This window comes from Corynebacterium sp. NPDC060344, from assembly GCF_042725215.1.
Taxonomy (GTDB): Bacteria; Actinomycetota; Actinomycetes; order Mycobacteriales; family Mycobacteriaceae; genus Corynebacterium.
Genome location: NZ_JBHXCS010000011.1, coordinates 56,384 through 71,905, shown reverse-complemented (window position 1 = coordinate 71,905; position 15,522 = coordinate 56,384). Strand labels below are relative to the sequence as shown.

Genomic DNA, 15,522 nt, shown 5'->3' with positions numbered 1-15,522 from the left:
TAGGAGTTGAGTCGAAAGGTACCTACGGTGGTCGCCCTTGTTGTTGGTGGGGCGGTCACCGAGGTGGTCGGTACACCACGCTAGAGGACGCAACCATTTCAGTCGGCGCCGACGACTACTGCACCTTCGATTATGACGCAATTACAAAGGTGGAAACCTCTGGCACTTCCTATTGGAAGCCCAAGGTATCAATATTTGGAGATGGGGAGAAAGTTAACGCTGGCTGGTGGCCGGGCCACCATTCACAAAAAGAAATAGGCCGCGTCGACATAGGCGGTATGAACTTGGGACACTGGCCACCCGAGGAGATTGCCAATGAGATCCGCAATAGATGCCCAAATATACAATAGATTCAGGCGAGATTGGACCAATCGACCAATTGATGACGCAGAAACCATCAACGATGGAATACCGCCCATCAATGTGGCCCTTCGGGCCATGGAGTGACACCCACTCACCGACCCGATGCCGAACAACTGAAAAGTTGCCGAAGACAACGCGCCCTCCCCAGCGGGTGCCACTGCCCGGGGGTTAGCAGTAGCGACGGACCCTGGCCTCCAACCCCGCCCCCCTACACCGGCCAGTTCTCGCGCACGAGGGTCTCGATGGCCTCGCCGACGAGCCTCGGCTGCTCCAGTTGCACCATGTGGCCGGCGCCCGGGGCCCTGACCAGCCGCGCCCCCGGCCATTCCTCGATGATGTCCACGGCCCGGTCGTAGGGGATCATCCGGTCCTTGTCCCCGGCGATGACCACGCCGGGATGACCCTCCAACGCGGCGACGCCCTCGGATTCGTCGTGAAGCTGCAAGGCGCCGAAGAAGTTGAGGATGGTCGTCGCCGAGGTGTCGTCGATCATCTTCTCGTTGAGCCGCACGATCGCGTGCGGGGTGCGCTGGTCCCCGAAGGACGCGCCGCGGATGAAGGGCATTTCGCCGATCGTGGCCAACTGCCGGATCTGGTTGGCCAGCTGCGGCAGGGACCGCGCGGTCTTGGTCAGCGCCTGCCCCACGGGGCCGAGCATCATCTGCGGGATGCCGCCCTTGGACAGGCCCGCCGACGCGGTGGCCAGCAGCGCCACGCCCGACACGCGCTCCATGAGGTCGGGGTACTGGCGGGCGAAGGACATCACCGTCATGCCGCCCATCGAATGGCCGACCAGGAAAATGCGCCCGCCCGGGACGCGCTCGCGGATGATGCTGGCCAGGTCCGCGGCGGTGTGCCCGATGGTGCAGGCGTCGGCCTCCGGGTCACCCGAGTCGCCGTGGCCGCGCTGGTCCCAGAACAGCAGCCGCGCGTCATCGCCGAAGCTCTTGTGGAACTGGTGCGACAGCAGGCACCACGAATCCTTGCGCTGGCAGTAGCCGTGGGTGAACACGATGGTCACCGGTGCGGTCTGGAACCCGCGCTCGACGACGGCCAGCTCCAGGCCATCGAGCGATTCGACGGTCCCCGCCCACGTCGCATCACCCAGGGTCAGCAGTTCGGGCGGGGTGGCCGGGGCGTGGCGGGCGAGCCAGTGCTCGCGCCAGCCGATGACGCCCGCGCCGGCCGCGGTGGCCAGCGCGCCGGCGCCGGCGACGATGCCCCAGCCGGGGATGCCGCCGCGTCCGTTGTTTCCTGCCATGGGGAAAGTTTAGTCAGTCCCCGACGTGGCGTCTGCGGGTTCGGCCACGCGGTGCGGTCAGGATCTCGTAATTGATGGTGCCGGCGGCCGCGGCGAGCTCGTCGGCGGTGGGCTCGCCGTCGCGGGTGCCCACGATGACGGCCACGTCGCCGGGGCGCACGGGGGCGTCGGGCCCGAGGTCGACGACGAACTGGTCCATGCACACGCGCCCGACCTGCGGGTAGCGCACGCCGTTGATGCTGACCTCGAACTTCCCCGACGCCGATCGCGGCATGCCGTCGGCGTAGCCGCAGGGGATGATCGCGGTGCGGGTGTCGCGGTCGGCGGTCCACGTCCGGCCGTAACTGACGGCCTCGCCGGCGGGGACGTCCTTGATCACGGGAATCCGCGCCTCCCACCGCATCACCGGGCGCAGGCCGTGGGTGCGGCCGGCGACGGGTTCGAGCCCGTAGATGGACAGCCCGGGCCGGACCATGTCGAAGGACAGGTCGGGGCGGGTCAGGGCCCCCGGCGAGTTGGACAGGTGGTTGAGCTGCTTGACGACGCCCGCCCGCGCAAGCATCTCGGCCGCTTCCCGGAATCTGGCGGCCTGCATGTCGTTGGCGGGATCGTCCGGCTCATCGGCACTGGCCAGGTGCGAGAACACGCCGGTGCAGTCGATTTCGCCGCGCATGTGGGCGTCGCCGAACTGGGGCGCGACGCGTGCGAATGTGCCGTTGATCACCGAGATGCCCGAGCGGTTGAGGCCCGTGTCGGCGATGGCGGTGACGCGGGGGCGGACGTTGGCGCGGCGGCCGGCGGCGATGACGGCGGCGAGGTGCTCCTCGGACGGCACGCCGAGGTGGATGCCGGAGGCGACGGCCGCTTCCAGCTCGAGGGCCTCGTCGGTGTGCCACAGCCACGCCAGGATCGTCGCGGACGTGCCGCGCAGTTCCATGGCTTCGCGCAGGTCCAGCGATTCCTGGAGGGTGGCCACGCCGAGCTGGTCGGCGCCGCCGTTGAGGGCCGCGGTCGCGACCTCTGGGGCGCCCTGGGAGTAGCCGTCGGCCTTGACCACGGCCATCAGGCGGTGGGCGCCGGAGGCCCTTTTGATCGCCGCGATGTTGTGCCGCACAGCCGCCAGATCGACCGTCTGCGCGAGCAGTCCGGGGAACGTGGGATCAGCGGCCGCCGGGGCATTGTCGGCCGTCAGATCCCGTTCATCCGATGCGTTGTCTCCGTGTGCGGCGTCCATGCCGGTCATTCTGCCACCGCACGGCAGCCGGATGTATGCCCCACGCCTCGGTTCGCCTTCATGCCCCGCTGCCGCCCGTCGAGTTCTGCGGGAGTAATTTCGGACGAGTCGATGCCACGCTCGACTCCATCGGAGGACCATGCGATCCGCACCTGCCGAGCAGGATGCAAGTCAAGTCGCGGGATTGGGCACGGTTTCGAAACGGGCGTCGCAGCGAGTTTCGTCAGCGAGATGACGGGCGGCGACTTACCCGATATCGCGCCAGACATTGGGAATTTCTGGAGCGCCATCGGAACGACGTACCTTGTCTTGACAATCGTGTTTTTCACTATGAGATTCCAACACGGAAGTTTCAAGCGACTCGGAGCCGACTACTATGTGGCAACCCTCTTTCTCCCCCACCTTGCAGTGTGGGCGCTCCTACAACTCGCTCGGAGAATCACCGGATGGTCGGCCCCTAGAAACCTCATCAATCCATGCAATATCGCAAACTACAAGCCTGCTAAAAAATGACTGTCAAATAGGCCTCTGTGACGATTCCCGCAACTCTTGCATCCACGCTTCCACACTTTGAGCATTCATGGGCGTGCAGAAAAAATGAAGCGCGCCTCACCCACGATGGGGTGGATACTCAAGGACAATTGCAGATCCTTCATGTCGAAATTTCTGGGAATTTTCGACACGTCGAGGCTAGGTGTCGACGACGCGTACACGTCGCCGACCCGAGACAGCGATTCGACTCAGCTACTCCGCCACCGACGGCCAGGCGGTCTCCGCAGCCAGCGCCGCCGTGGCTTCCCGGATGGCCCCGGCGATGAGCGACGCCGACGTCGGCGCGTACCCGGCGGGCGTGCGCGCGGCGATCTCCGCGGCGCGGGCGTGGACGGTGACCGCGGGCGCGATGCCGGCCATGCCGTCCTTGGCCATCCACGCCCCGACCAGGCCGGAGAGCACGTCGCCGCTGCCGGGCGTGGCCGCCCAGGAGGTCCCGGCGTCGATGATGCGGACCGTGCCCGCGCGGTGGCCGGGCTCGGCGGGCATGGCCACCACCGTGCGGCGGCCCTTGAGCAGCACTGCGCAATCCAGTGCGGTGGCCATGGTCTTCGCGGCGTCGATGGGGTGCTCGACGGGATCGGGGATCTCCCCCGCCCCGATTTCCCCGCCTGCACCCGCATCCGCTCCGGCCCCCACACCGGCCATGGCATCGGCCAGGCGGCGGAACTCCCCGGCGTGAGGGGTCAGCAGGGTCTCCGCGCCACGGGCCACGAGCTTTTCCCGCAGCTCCGGGCGCTGCGCCAACAGGGTGATGGCGTCGGCGTCGATGAGCAGGGGCTCGACGCGGCCCAACAGATCCGACAGCTCCGCGGCGGCCGCATCATCGGTGCCCCGCCCGGACCCGACGGCCCACGCGTCGGCGCGGCAGGCGTCGTCAAGCGAGGCATGCGCAACCACCTCCGGCAGCGCGCGGACCACCTCCGCCGCCCCGGAACCGACGTAGCGGACCATCGCCGAGGTGGCGCGCACGGCCGCCGTCGCGGCCAGCACGCCCGCGCCCGGATACCGCTCGCCACCGGCGCAGATGCCCACGACGCCACCGGAATACTTGTCGTCGCCCGGACCCGGCTCCAGATCCCGCGGGAAGCCCGGGCGGGGCGGGCGCGGATGGTCGCCGACGGACGTCCACACGTCGCCGGGATTGACGTCGTAGAGCGTCGGCCACGTGAAGGCATTGCGCGGCGGCACCGCCAGCGAGCGGTAATACGTCCACGTCGGCGTGCTGCCATCGGCGGCATCGTCGGCGAGATCCCGGTGCAGCTGGCCATGCAGGCTGCGGCCGGCCTCCGCACCCGCGGGCCACTTCTCCTTCGGCAGCAGGTACAGCTCGGGGCTGTCGCCGTCCAACGCGATGTCGGCGACGACGACCTCGCCGCACTGGTCCGACAGCGCATGGGCGAAGCGCAGGCCCCCGAAGGTCACGGTGACGTCGGCGGTGACGTGGCCCGGCAGGTCGATGGTGCGGGCGGCCGGCTCATCCGGGTCACCCGGCTCCCACTGCGGATCATCGATCGACGCGCCCGGCTCCACCAGGCCCGTGTCGGCGGCGATGCCCGAAGGGACGTCGACGGCGAGGAAACGGGCATGGTTCTGCGCTGCCACCCTGACGATGCGCGCGGCCTTCTCCCGCAGCGCACCCGCACCGCCGAGACCCGCGATGCCATCGATGACCAGCGAATACCCCCACGGCCGCGCCGACTCCGGGCGCGACGGGTCCAGGGGCTCGGGATTGCCGCCGCCGCGCAGGCTCGCCGGGAAATCCGGCAGCCCGTCGACGAGCACCGCTCCCCCGCGGCGCCGGAACGTCGCCAGCGCCCGCTCATGAGGGGCATCGCCGAGCAGCACCGCATCGACGCCGATGCCGTCGGCGGCCAGCAGCGACCCCGCGTACAGCGCGTCGCCGCCATTGCCGCCCGAGCCGACGAGCAACAGCACCCGCGTGGCGTACCGGCCCAGGAAATAGGGCTTGGGCGCGGCGAGCATCACCTTCGCCGCATCGGCGACGGCCTTGGCCGCGTGCCGCATCAATTCATCCGGTTCATCCTGCGCCCTCAACAGGGGTGCTTCGGCACGGCGGATCTGGTCGACGGTGAAGACGGCTTCCATGACCCGAGGCTACGTCGGCCCGGCAAAACGTGCCCCAGAGCATGCTCGGGCTGCGCTCCGGACTGCGCCCCGGAGCAGTCCCCGACACTCTCCCCGGAACTCGCCCTTGACTGTGACGCGACGTAACAGTGGATGATCGGGACCATGAGGGTTTCAGAGCTCGCCGGAGTCGCCGGGGTGTCCGTGCGCACCATCCGGCACTATCACGCGGTCGGCCTCATGCCCGTGCCGCCGAGGGCCGGCGCCTGGCGCGAGTACGGCGTCGACGACGCCGCGCGCCTGCTGCGCATCCGTGCCCTGGCCGACGCCGGCATCGCCCTGTCCGACATGCCCGCCCATCTCGACGGCGACGCCCCGGTCCCCGACGCCGACGGCCTCGGCGCGGCGATCGCCTCCATCGACGAGCGCATCGCGGAGCTGGAGGAGCACCGGGCGCACCTGACCCGGCTGCGCGACCGCGCCGTCGACGGATCCCCCGCCGAGGCCCTGCCCGCCCGTCTGTCCGCGGTCTACGACGCCATCGAAACGGCGATCGAGGCCACCGGCGACCGCCGCGCCCTGACGCTGATGCGCCGCGAGCGCCGCCTGTCGGACATCGCCGCGCGGCTGGGGCACATCAGCGACGACGTCGTCGATCTCCTCGACCACGCCGACCCCTCCGAAATCGCCGACTACTACCTGCGCATCGCCGCCCTCGCCGACCCGGGCTGGACCGACGGCGACGCCCGCGAGCTCGTCGATCGCGGTTTCGCCATCGTCGAGCGCTACGGCACGCTGCCGCCGTCGCTGATCCCCTCCCTCCGCTTCTTCGCCGCCAATCGCCCGGCCCGCGCGCTGGTCACCGCCGCCTACCCCGCGCCGGGCCAGCGCCGCTTCGTCGAGCTCGCCTTCGACCGCCTCGGCGCCTACATCGAGGAGTATTCCCGTGACCACCACTGATCCGCTTTACGACGCCCACGCCCCCGCCATCACCGCCCGCGCCCTGACCAAGCGCTTCGGGTCGTTCACCGCGGTCGACGGCCTGGATCTCACGGTCCGCCGCGGCACGGTCCACGGGTTCCTGGGCCCCAACGGCGCCGGCAAGTCCACCGCCATCCGCGCGATCCTGGGCATGCTGCGCCCCGATGCCGGCACCATCGACGTCCTCGGCCACGATCCCGGCCGCGACCCGGCGGCGGCCACCGCCCGCGTGGCCTACGTCCCCGGCGACGTCGCGCTGTGGCCGCAGCTGACCGGCGGCCAGACGCTGGCCACGCTGGCGAAGCTGCGGGCAGGTGGCCACGGCGGCTCCACCGGCGACGACCCCGCCCGGCGCGCCGAGCTCATCGAGCGCTTCCGGCTCGACCCGTCCAAGAAGAACCGCGAGTACTCCAAGGGCAACCGCCAGAAGGTCATGCTCGTCGCGGCGCTGGCCGCCGACGTCGACGTGCTGGTCCTGGACGAACCGACCTCGGGCCTCGACCCGCTCATGGAGCGCGAGTTCGCCGCGTGCGTGCGCGAGCGCGTCGACGCGGGCACGTCGGTGCTGCTGTCCAGCCACATCCTGTCCGAGGTCCAGGATCTCGCCGACGACATCACCATCATCCGCGATGGCCGCCTCGTCGAATCGGGGTCGCTGAAGGACCTCACGCACCTGCGCGGCTCGCGCCTGGGCGCCACGCTTCCCGACGGCTCCCGCATCGACCGCCTGCTCCCCCGCGACGAGGTCCCCGCCGCCCTGTCCGATCTCCTGGCCCGCGGCGCCACCGACATCGCCTGCACCGACGCGGGCCTCGAGGACATCTTCCTCGACCACTACTCCGGTGCCGCGGAGTCGAGGGGCGCCTCGGCGGCGTCGTCAAGCAACCGGACCGAAACCGGTGACCCGCGATGACCACCCTGCTGCGCCTGCACCTGCGCACCCGGCGGGGCTTCCTCCTCGGGGGGCTGGCCCCGCTCATCGCGTTCATGGCGGCCACCCCGCCGGCCTACCGTGCGACCTACCCCGACCAGGGCGAACTCGAGGTCCTCGCCGGACCGATGCGCCTCAACCTCGGCCTGCGCGCGATGTACGGCATCGTCCCCGACCCGTTCACCTTCGGCGCGTTCACGCAGTGGGAAACGGGCATGTGGGTGGGCATCCTCGGCTCCGTCATGGCGATCCTGCTGGCCGTGCGCCTGACGCGCGCGACCGAGGACGACGGCATCGCGGAGATCATGCGGTCCTCCGGCTTGACGACGCGAACCCCCACCCTCTCCGCCGCCATCATCGTCCTCGGCGCGTGCGCGGCACTCGGGACCGGGTCGGCGCTGGCGCTGCTGGCGTGCTCGGCGACGATCGAGGGGATGTCCGCACTCGGCTGCGTGCTCGTCGGCGCGGTCGTGGCGGCGACGACGTCGGCGGCCGGGGCGATCGGCCTGGTCGCCGGTCACGTGGCCAAGACCGCCCGCGGCGCCCGTGGCCTGGGGCTGGCGTACCTGGCACTCGCGTTCGCCGTGCGCGCCATCGCCGACGTGCGCGAACTCGACTGGCTGCGGCCGCTGTCGCCGCTGGGCTGGCGAGACGTCGTCGGGCCGTTCAGCGAGAACCGGGCGTGGGCGCTGATCCCCATGGCCGTGGCAGTGCTGGCGCTGGCGTGGCTGTCCGTCGCCGTCGCCGCCCGGCGCGACCTCGGGGCGACGTGGCCGGCGCGCACCTCCGGCGAAGGCTCGCGGCGCGCGGCGCAGTGGCGCGGGCACGGGTCCGTCGGTCTGCGGGCCCGGTTGGAGTGGCCGACGCTGCTGGGGTGGGCGGCGGCGGCGATCGCGCTGACCGTGTTCTTCATGTCCTTGACCGGCGAGATGACCTCGATGCTCGAGTCCTCCCCCGGCACCGCCGAACTGGCCCGGCAGATGGCCGGCGGCTCGACGATGGAGGACGTGTTCACCGAGCTGATGGGCACGTGGCTGGGGTTGCTCGTCGCGTGCGCCGCCGTGCAGGCGACGCTGTCGGTCCACCGGGACGAAGCCGCCGGGCGCCTGGCCCCCGAACTCGCCGCCGGGGTGCGGCGGCCGCGGCCGTTCGTGGTGGCGTGGGCGGTGGCGGTCGCCGCGGTCACCGCGATGATCGCCGTGGCCGCACCGCTCGGCGCGGCCGCCGCGCAAGCCTCGACCGACACCCCGGACGTCGGCGCGGGTGCACTGTGGTCGCTCGGCGGGCAGTGGCCAGCGGCGGTGGCGGCGGCGGGCATCGCCATCGCCTTCGCCGCCGCATTGCCGAAGGTCGCGTGGCTGGCCTGGCTGCCCGTCGCCTGGTCCGGCGTGACGTCCTTCTTCGGCGGGATTTTCGGCTACCCCGACTGGCTGATGGACGTCTCCCTCTTCGCCCATGCACCGCACGCCGCCGACGGCACCGTCGACTGGACCGGCTCAATCATCCTGGTCGCACTCGGCGTGCTGGGCGTGGTTCTGGGTGCGGTGGCCGTCGCAAAGCGGGACCTGGTGGGGTAAACCGCCGCCGGCGCCCACGGCATCACCACATTTAGCCTGTTCACACGGGGATCATCCCCACCATTGCAGGCACCCGGGCCCCGGGTTACCATGGCACCATCACGCCCAGCCTTCCGTCTCGCGCAGCTCCACTGCCGGGAGGGGAGGCTGGCTCTCATTTCGGGGGAAATCGGGGATCATGCGCGCATACGGCAAGCCGTTCTTGAGCATCGACGAACAAATCGGCCTTCTCGCCGACCGCGGCATGGACATTGGAGAGCCGGACGCCGCCCGCCTGGTGCTGCAGCGCGTCGGCTACTACCGGCTCAGCGGCTACTGGCACCCACTACGGAAAAGCCGAATCACCGAGTCAGGGCTCGTCATCGACGATGAATTCACGCCCGGAACCTCGCTCGCACAGGTCGTAACCATCTACGAGTTCGACCGCGGACTGCGGCTGCTGGCGATGGACGCACTGGAACGGGTCGAAATTGCCCTGCGCTTCCACATCGGCCATACCCTCGGGAATCGCGGCCCATTCGCCCACACCGACATCGGCTGCCTTTCAGCCGAGTTCACCTCGTGCACCGATGTCGGGCCACCCAACCTCGCCAAATGGAGAAACTCGGACCACGCCAAGTGGCTCGCCAAACGCGACATCGAGATAAAGCGGTCCAAGGCCGACTTCGCCGTCCACTTCAAGCGCATGTACGAGCTTCCCACGCCCGTCTGGGTGACCACCGAATTGATCGACTTCGGCGGTCTGTCCACGCTCTATTCCGGCCTACTGCAAGCCGACCGGGACACGATCGCCGCGCATCTCGGGTTGAGGGACAAGTCCGGGGCCGGCCACGGTGGCGCGCTAAAGGACTGGTTGTCCAACCTCACGTACGTCCGCAACGTCTGCGCACACCACGCGCGTTTCTGGAACGCGAACATGGCGAACCGGCTCAGCACCCGGCATTTGAAGGCGTTCCCGGAATTGATGCACGCTGCAGGTCCTTCCACGGCTCGACCGTATTCGTCCTTGGCCGTCCTGGCCGTGCTCTCCAGGCGCCTCGCGCCAGAAGACGATTGGCCCATGCGTTTGCGCGCTCATATCCACGAGAATCTTCCCAATGGCCGATCGCCCGCCGAACTCGGGTGTCCCGCGGCCTGGGATCGAGAACCCATATGGGATTCTCGCGCCTAAAACGGACCAGCGCCCGATGAGGCTCGGGACACTCGAGGTTCCCGTGGCGGGGCCGGGCCGCCGAGCCGCTCGCAGCCTCCCCGCCCACTGCCGAACGGCCGCGAACGACGACGATCAGGCCGCCGGAGGGCGGTGAACGACACTAACTGCCGACGCTTCGGCGGTTTCATGCAACCAAATCGCCGAAGCGTCGGCAGTTAGTGCCATTCACCCAGTCGGGTCGCTGCAACAGCGCACCCGCCCGAGAAACCACCCCCGAAATCGGCAAGCCAGAAATGGTGGCTACCACCGCCGAGCCCACCGCGACGACAATGGGCCTTTCGTGTGCCGCGCGCCGCCGCGCCGCCCGACTCCGCCCGACCCCACCTCACCCCCACCCCGCGTTCTCCCGGAAAGCCCCGCGCCACCCATGCCCAAGCCCGTTGACTCCCGCACCACGTACGTTCCGGCACTCGACGGGCTGAGGACCATCGCCGTGATGGCGGTGCTGTTCTACCACCTCGGTGCGCCGTGGGCGCCGGGCGGGCTGCTGGGGGTGGCGGTGTTCTTCACGCTGTCGGGGTACCTGATCAGCACCAACCTGCTGCGCGCGAAGTACCGGCACGATTCGTTCCGGCTGAGCACGTTCTGGCTGCGGCGGTTCCGGCGGCTCGTACCGGCGGTGGTGGTGACCATCGCCGCGGTGTTCCTGGTCACGGCCCTGTCGACGCCGGGCGAGCTCGGCGCGCGCACGGGCGAGGCGATCAGTTCGCTGCTGTACGTGAACAACTGGTGGGTCATCGCGCAGGGGCAGTCGTATTTCGACCAGTTCGAGTCGACGGGGCCGCTGGATCACATGTGGTCGCTGTCGATCGAGGAGCAGTTTTACCTGGTGTGGCCGCTGGTGCTGGCGCTGCTGTTCGCGCTGTTCGGGCGGCGCAGGCGCGCGAGGTGGGCCATCGGCGGGGCGACGCTGGCGCTGGCGGCGGCGAGCTTCGGCTGGATGGCCCACCTGTCCGCTGCCGGCGCCGACGCCACCCGCATTTACGAGGGCACCGACACCCGCGCCGGCGGCCTCCTCCTCGGCGCGCTGCTGGCGATCGTGCTGGTGCGCGCGACGGGCACGGCCCCGATCCGGCGACTGCCCGCGGAGGTCACCGGGCTGGTGGGCATCGCGGCGATCGTCGCGCTCATCGTGGTCATGCCCGACGATTCGCCGTTCCTGTTCGGTGGCGGGTTGGCGGTCCTGAGCTTTGCGACGATGGCCGCCATCCACTCCATCCTCCACCAGCGCACCATCGTGGCGCGCATTCTGGCCATCGCGCCGATGCGGTGGATCGGCGAGCGCTCGTACGGCATTTACCTGTGGCACCTGCCGGTGACGGTGTACCTGCCGGCGGAGCTCGATGATCGGCCGGTGCTGCGGGGCGCGGCGGTCATCGCGCTGTCGTTCCTGCTGGCGGCGATGTCGTGGGCGCTGGTGGAGGATCCGATCCGCCGCAACGGCGTCGTCGAGCCCTTCCGCAGGTGGCGGGCCGCGCGGCGCCGTGCGCGCCGCGATCTGGTGGCGGGGCCGGGCACTCCCCGCACGATCTTCGCCGGCGCGACGGTGGTGCTCGTGGCGGTGGCGCTGATGGGACTGCCCGCCGCGGTCATGGGCGGGGCGCGCCCGGGCGAGAGTCTGGAGGCCGACCTCGAGGCCCTGGCCCAGCGCCAGGAGTCAGCGCAGTCAGCCCAGGCCGCGGCGCCGACGCTGCCCGACCGCGAGATGCCCACCGGCGACCGCATCACGGCGCTGGGCGATTCGGTGCTGCTGGCCAGTGCGGCCGCCCTCGACGAGGAGTTCCCGGGCATCTACGTCGACGGCGCGGTGTCGCGCCATTACGAGGCCCTGCCGACGATGATCGCGAACATGGAGGCCGCCGGCACCCTCGACCAGTTCGTGGTCCTGGGCTTCGGCACCAACGGCGCGGCGCGCGAGGGCGAGTTCGAGCAGATCGTCGAGCTGCTCGGCGATGACCGCGTGATCATCCTGGTCATGCCCTACGGCGACCGCTGGTACATGCCGGAGGCCAAGGAGCAGGTCGTCGGGTTCGCCGAGGAGTACGACAACGTCTTCGCCGCCGAGTGGTGCCGGGCGGCCACCGAGGACACGACATTGCTTCGCGACGACCTCATCCACCCGACCCTCACCGGCGCCACCGCCTACGCCGACGCGGTGCGCGATGCGCTGCAGCAGTGGGTCGACCGGGAGGACGGCGTGCCCGCCTCCTGCTGACGCCGCACGGCACTCCCGCTTCTCCCGGCGGCGCCGCCTCTCCGCCGGGCAGAAGTCGTTCCGCCGATGGGGCCGATCGGCTAATGTTCCGGGGGTTCTCCACGCTCCCCGAAAGGTCCCTCCCAGTGCAGATTTCGCCCGTGCGCCTGGCCACGCTGACGCTCACGTGGGCGACGCTGTGGTCGGGCGCGTTCGTCGCCATGAAGGTCGCCAGCGATCACGCCGGCGCGTACACCATCGTCGGCATCCGCTGCACCATCGCGGGCCTGGTCATGATCGCCGCCGCCTGGGGCGCCCGCCGCGCCATGACCCGCCGCGGGTTGGCGGGCACCGCCGTCGTCGGCCTGCTCAACAACGCCGGCTACCTGGGCCTCATGGCCACGGCGATGCCGAATCTGTCGGCGGGCATGGGCGCGATCGTCACCGCGCTGACCCCGTTGGCGGTGCTGGTGATTTCCTCGCTGCGCGGGCGGGCGCTGCTGGTCACCCAGTGGATCGGCTGCGTTCTGGGCTTTCTCGGAGTGGTCGGTTCGGCGTGGACGCGGCTGGATTCCGGCGAGACGTCGTGGACCGGGGTGGGATTCAGCCTCGGCGCGGTGTCGTGCCTGGTGGCGGGCACGGTGCTGACCCCGAAGCTCGTCCCTCCGGGCAGCCCGTGGTTTTCCACCGGCGTGCAGAGCCTCGCCGCCGGCATCCCCAGCGTCGCCATCGCCCTGCTCTTCGAGGACGCCCCCGACCTCACCGTGCCCTTCCTCGTCGCCGAGGCGTACCTCATCGTCGGCGCCTCCGTGCTGGCGATGACCATGTGGCTGACGCTCATCCGCCAGGCCGGGCCCGACCGCGCGGCCGTGGCGCACTTCCTGCCGCCGCTGATCAGCATCGTCCTCGGTGCGCTGATCCTCGGCGAGGACGCCTCCCCGTTGGCGCTGGCCATGTGCGTGCCCGTCGCCATCGGCGTCGCCCTGGCCACGCGCCGGCCACGTCCGGCCGCCGTGCCCCGCAAACTGGACTGACCCGCCGGACCCCGCGGAAACGGCGGAGGGCCGGGACGCGGACCGTCGTAAAGCGATCCGTGACCCGGCCCCCGTGCATGCGAAACGCGACCGGAAAGCGGCGGAGACCTACTCCACCGTCACCGACTTGGCCAGGTTGCGCGGCTTGTCGATGTCCTCGTTGCCGCACTGGCGCGCGATCTCCGCCGCCAGGAACTGCAGCGGGATCGTCGACAGCAGCGGCTGCAGCAGCGTCGACGACTCCGGGATCTCGATGAGGTAATTGGCGAACGGGCGGACCTTCTCGTCGCCCTCCTCCGCGATGACGATGGTCTTCGCACCGCGGGCCCGGATCTCCTGGATGTTGGACACGATCTTCGAGTGCAGCACCGCACGGCCCTTCGGCGACGGCACCACCACGACGACCGGGAGATCATCCTCGATCAGCGCGATCGGCCCATGCTTGAGCTCGCCGGCCGGGAAACCCTCCGCGTGGATGTACGCCAGCTCCTTGAGCTTCAGCGCACCCTCCAGCGCCACCGGGAAACCGACGTGGCGGCCCAGGAACAGCATCGTCGGGATCGCGCCGAGCTCGCGGGCGATGTCGTAGATCTCCTCCTGCATGGCCACGACCGTCGCGATCTTGTCCGGGATCGCCTCCAGCTCGCGGTACTCGCGGGTGACCTCGTCGGGGTACTTCGTGCCCCGGGCCTGCGCCAGCGCCAGGCCGACGATGTAATTCGCCGCGACCTGCGCCAGGAACGACTTCGTCGCCGCGACGCCGATCTCCGGGCCCGCGTGGGTGTAGAGCACCGCATCCGACTCGCGCGGGATCTGCGCGCCGTTGGTGTTGCACACCGCCAGCACGCGAGCGCCCTGCGACTTCGCGTGGCGCACCGCCTCCAGCGTGTCCGCGGTCTCGCCCGACTGCGAAATGGCCACGACCAGCGTCTGGCGGTCCAGCACCGGGTCGCGGTAGCGGAACTCCGAGGCCACCTCGATCTCCACCGGAATGCGCACCCAATGCTCGATGGCGTACTTGGCCAGCAGGCCCGAGTGGTACGCGGTGCCGCAGGCGATGACGAAGACCTTCTCGATGTCCCGCAGATCCTGGTCCGTCAGCCGCTGCTCGTCGAGGACGATGCGGCCATCGACCAGGTGGCCGGCCAGGGTGTCGCGGACGGCACCGGGCTGCTCGTGGATCTCCTTGATCATGAACGAGTCGTAGCCGCCCTTCTCCGCGGCGGCGAGATCCCAGTCGATGGTGAACGGGCGGCCCTCCTGCTCCGCGCCGTCGAAGCCCATGATCTTGTAATCGTCGGCCGTGATGACCACGACGTTGTCCTGGCCCAGCTCGACGGCCTCCTTCGTGTGGGCGATGAACGCCGCCACGTCGGAGCCGAGGTACATGCCGTCGCCGCCGACGCCCACGATCAGCGGGGTGGAGCGGCGCGCCGCGATGATGCGGTCGGCGTGGTCGGCGTGGGTGAACAGCAGGGTGAACGCGCCCTCGAGGCGGTTGAGCACCGCCAGGGCGGAGGCCTCGAAGTCGCCGGCGGTGCCGGAGGCGTCCTCGCCGTTGTAGGCGCGGGCCAGCAGGTGGCAGGCCACCTCGGAGTCGGTGTCGGACTTCAGCTCGACGCCGGCGTCCTCCAGCTCCGCGCGCAGCGGGGCGAAGTTCTCGATGATGCCGTTGTGGACGATGGCGACCTTGCCGTCGTAGGAGACGTGCGGGTGCGCGTTCGCGTCGGTCGGGCGGCCGTGCGTGGCCCAGCGGGTGTGGCCGATGCCGGTGGAGCCGACGAACCGGTCGCGGCCGTCGGCGTCGAGCTGGTTTTCCAGGTTGGCCAGCTTGCCGGCCTTCTTCTCGACGTTGACCCCGCCGTCGCCGTCGAGGACCGCGACACCCGCCGAGTCGTAGCCCCGGTACTCCATCCGCCGCAGGGCCTCGACCGCGATGTCGAGCGCCGGCTGCCGTCCCACGTATCCAACGATTCCACACATGCCTGACAGCATAAGCGGATCGCGCCTCTTTGTTGGCATCGGATTTTCCGGCGAATCCGCCACGTGTTTCCCCATGCTGGCCACATCGGTTTACGCATTGCCGATATGCTG

At 70.0% G+C, this 15,522-nt stretch carries 10 protein-coding genes; 6 read left to right on the top strand and 4 right to left on the bottom strand.

Features of this window, described 5'->3' with window-relative positions:
• Positions 1-571: 571 nt before the first annotated feature.
• The 3 genes from ACFWGD_RS11745 to ACFWGD_RS11735 form a co-directional block, all read right to left on the bottom strand.
• A complete protein-coding gene (locus ACFWGD_RS11745; protein WP_377778875.1) occupies positions 572-1,624 on the bottom strand; it encodes an alpha/beta fold hydrolase in 1,053 nt (350 codons plus the stop codon).
• A 13-nt stretch (positions 1,625-1,637) separates the two neighbouring features.
• Positions 1,638-2,858: an alanine racemase gene (gene alr / locus ACFWGD_RS11740; RefSeq protein ID WP_377778874.1), complete on the bottom strand. Its 1,221-nt coding sequence runs from the start codon at positions 2,856-2,858 to the stop codon at positions 1,638-1,640.
• 744 nt (positions 2,859-3,602) lie between these two features.
• On the bottom strand, positions 3,603-5,519 hold the full coding sequence (locus ACFWGD_RS11735; RefSeq protein WP_377778873.1) for a bifunctional ADP-dependent NAD(P)H-hydrate dehydratase/NAD(P)H-hydrate epimerase: 1,917 nt from the start codon (positions 5,517-5,519) through the stop codon (positions 3,603-3,605).
• Positions 5,520-5,663: 144 nt separating this feature from the next.
• Here ACFWGD_RS11735 and ACFWGD_RS11730 point away from each other — a divergent pair, with 144 nt between their 5' ends.
• The 6 genes from ACFWGD_RS11730 to ACFWGD_RS11705 all read left to right on the top strand — a co-directional run bounded on the left by ACFWGD_RS11730 (position 5,664) and on the right by ACFWGD_RS11705 (position 13,428).
• Positions 5,664-6,458: a MerR family transcriptional regulator gene (locus ACFWGD_RS11730; protein ID WP_377778872.1), complete on the top strand. Its 795-nt coding sequence runs from the start codon at positions 5,664-5,666 to the stop codon at positions 6,456-6,458.
• Entirely contained in the window at positions 6,445-7,392 is a 948-nt protein-coding gene (locus ACFWGD_RS11725; RefSeq protein ID WP_377778871.1) for an ABC transporter ATP-binding protein, read from the top strand. The genes ACFWGD_RS11730 and ACFWGD_RS11725 overlap by 14 nt, the downstream gene beginning before the upstream one ends.
• Complete coding sequence (locus ACFWGD_RS11720; RefSeq protein WP_377778870.1) at positions 7,389-8,987, top strand: ABC transporter permease; 1,599 nt, start codon at positions 7,389-7,391, stop codon at positions 8,985-8,987. Before ACFWGD_RS11725 ends, ACFWGD_RS11720 begins: the two co-directional genes overlap by 4 nt.
• Positions 8,988-9,165: 178 nt before the next feature.
• Positions 9,166-10,158, top strand: a complete 993-nt coding sequence (locus ACFWGD_RS11715; protein WP_377778869.1) for an Abi family protein — start codon at positions 9,166-9,168, stop codon at positions 10,156-10,158.
• Positions 10,159-10,567: 409 nt separating this feature from the next.
• On the top strand, positions 10,568-12,415 hold the full coding sequence (locus ACFWGD_RS11710) for an acyltransferase family protein (RefSeq protein ID WP_377778868.1): 1,848 nt from the start codon (positions 10,568-10,570) through the stop codon (positions 12,413-12,415).
• 125 nt (positions 12,416-12,540) lie between these two features.
• Complete coding sequence (locus ACFWGD_RS11705; RefSeq protein WP_377778867.1) at positions 12,541-13,428, top strand: DMT family transporter; 888 nt, start codon at positions 12,541-12,543, stop codon at positions 13,426-13,428.
• Positions 13,429-13,536: 108 nt separating this feature from the next.
• Here the strand turns inward: ACFWGD_RS11705 and glmS are convergent, their stop codons facing one another.
• Positions 13,537-15,411 carry a glutamine--fructose-6-phosphate transaminase (isomerizing) gene (gene glmS, locus ACFWGD_RS11700; RefSeq protein WP_377778866.1) on the bottom strand — a complete coding sequence of 625 codons (1,875 nt, stop codon included), beginning with the start codon at positions 15,409-15,411 and terminating at the stop codon, positions 13,537-13,539.
• Positions 15,412-15,522: the final 111 nt, after the last annotated feature.

Bases quoted from the DNA above. Each gene is read 5' to 3' on its own strand.
- ACFWGD_RS11745 (WP_377778875.1), bottom strand. From the start codon at position 1,624: ATGGCAGGAAACAACGGACGCGGCGGCATCCCCGGCTGGGGCATCGTC.
- alr (WP_377778874.1), bottom strand. From the start codon at position 2,858: ATGGACGCCGCACACGGAGACAACGCATCGGATGAACGGGATCTGACG.
- ACFWGD_RS11735 (WP_377778873.1), bottom strand. From the start codon at position 5,519: ATGGAAGCCGTCTTCACCGTCGACCAGATCCGCCGTGCCGAAGCACCC.
- ACFWGD_RS11730 (WP_377778872.1), top strand. From the start codon at position 5,664: ATGAGGGTTTCAGAGCTCGCCGGAGTCGCCGGGGTGTCCGTGCGCACC.
- ACFWGD_RS11720 (WP_377778870.1), top strand. From the start codon at position 7,389: ATGACCACCCTGCTGCGCCTGCACCTGCGCACCCGGCGGGGCTTCCTC.
- ACFWGD_RS11715 (WP_377778869.1), top strand. From the start codon at position 9,166: ATGCGCGCATACGGCAAGCCGTTCTTGAGCATCGACGAACAAATCGGC.
- ACFWGD_RS11710 (WP_377778868.1), top strand. From the start codon at position 10,568: ATGCCCAAGCCCGTTGACTCCCGCACCACGTACGTTCCGGCACTCGAC.
- glmS (WP_377778866.1), bottom strand. From the start codon at position 15,411: ATGTGTGGAATCGTTGGATACGTGGGACGGCAGCCGGCGCTCGACATC.